This window comes from Vibrio sp. 10N.286.46.A8 (assembly GCF_041470165.1).
Classification (GTDB): Bacteria; Pseudomonadota; Gammaproteobacteria; order Enterobacterales; family Vibrionaceae; genus Vibrio; species Vibrio tasmaniensis_A.
The window spans coordinates 1-1314 of the sequence record NZ_JBFRLX010000385.1; the positions used below are offsets into that span (position 1 = coordinate 1).

A 1314-nucleotide genomic window follows, 5' to 3' on the forward strand; every position below is an offset into this window, starting at 1 on the left:
GATTAGGATAGTATATGGGTCAGGCACATCAACTCATAATATTGATTTCGAAGAAGCCGCTTCGTCTATTGCGAAAGTACTGAGAGAAAACTCTCAGGTAATTTTTAGAATCATAGGTTTACTGGAGCTACCATCCAGCTTTGATGGCCTTGATGCTCAAGTAGAACGCTTTGAACTTTGTAGCTACTCTGAGTATTTACGCTTGCTATCTGAGTGCGATATCAGTATTGCACCCTTAGAGAAATATATATTTAATGAAGCTAAAAGTAATATTAAATATATCGAAGCATCTATAGTAAAACTTCCTTCAGTATCGTCTCCTTTGAGTGCCTTTATCGATGTCATCGACGATGGGGTAAATGGTTATATAGCTAGTGATCAGGTTGAGTGGTTTGACAAGCTGACAAAGCTTGTTTGTTGTGAGCAAACGCGACAAGACATGGCGATTAATGCAAATACTACAGTCTTGGCCCGCTATAATACAGAATCGATAGCAAACACTCAGTTAATGCCAATTGTAAGAGACTATAGTTGTATTAAGACCAAACCAAGAATAGTTGTATTCAACGTTTTTTATTCTCCAAGGTCTTTTGGTGGTGCTACGATTGTCACAGAGCAAATAAATAAGCTTTTACAAAAACATAAAGGCTATGAAGTGTATGTGGTTACTACTCTTCCTGTTGATGATGCTTTACGAGCTTACGAGCCTGTTCGTTATGAGGTAGAAGGTGTAACTGTATTCGGTGTGCCTGTACCAAATGAGGATATGGAACTTTACAATAACAAATCAATTGTAAAGCCAGTAACAAAAATATTAGAGGTGGTTAAGCCTGATCTGGCCCATGCACATTGCTTGCAAGGACTGGGAATCGGTGCTCTTCAAAGTTGCATTGATAAAAATATAAACTATATTGTTACTGTTCATGATGCTTGGTGGTTATGTTATAAGCAGTTTATGATCGATTCAAAAGGTGAGTTCTGTGGTCAAGATAAAATTGATTTAAGCAAGTGTAAGAACTGTACAGATAATAAAAAAACGCCTTCACTTCGAGATGCTGAACTCAGGCACTATCTCAAAAATGCATGTGAAGTTTTAGCTCCGAGTAGTTATACTGCAGAGCTTCATGATCTCAATAATATGCACCCTAAGCCTTTAACCGTTGATAGAAATGGTATTCTTATGCCTAAAGCATCAATAGTTAAAAAATTTGACGGTAGTATAACTTTTGGTTATGTCGGCGGAAATACTCCTATTAAAGGCAGCGACTTGGTATTAAAAGCTTTCTCTAATGTCAATAATTCTAAAGCTTTTTT

Annotated in this window: 1 protein-coding gene; it reads left to right on the forward strand. The window is 36.9% G+C overall.

The window, feature by feature from the left end; translation table 11 throughout:
• Nucleotides 1-1314 (forward strand): glycosyltransferase (locus tag AB4232_RS22595; RefSeq protein WP_372088091.1); only part of this gene is annotated, 1314 nt, incomplete at both ends.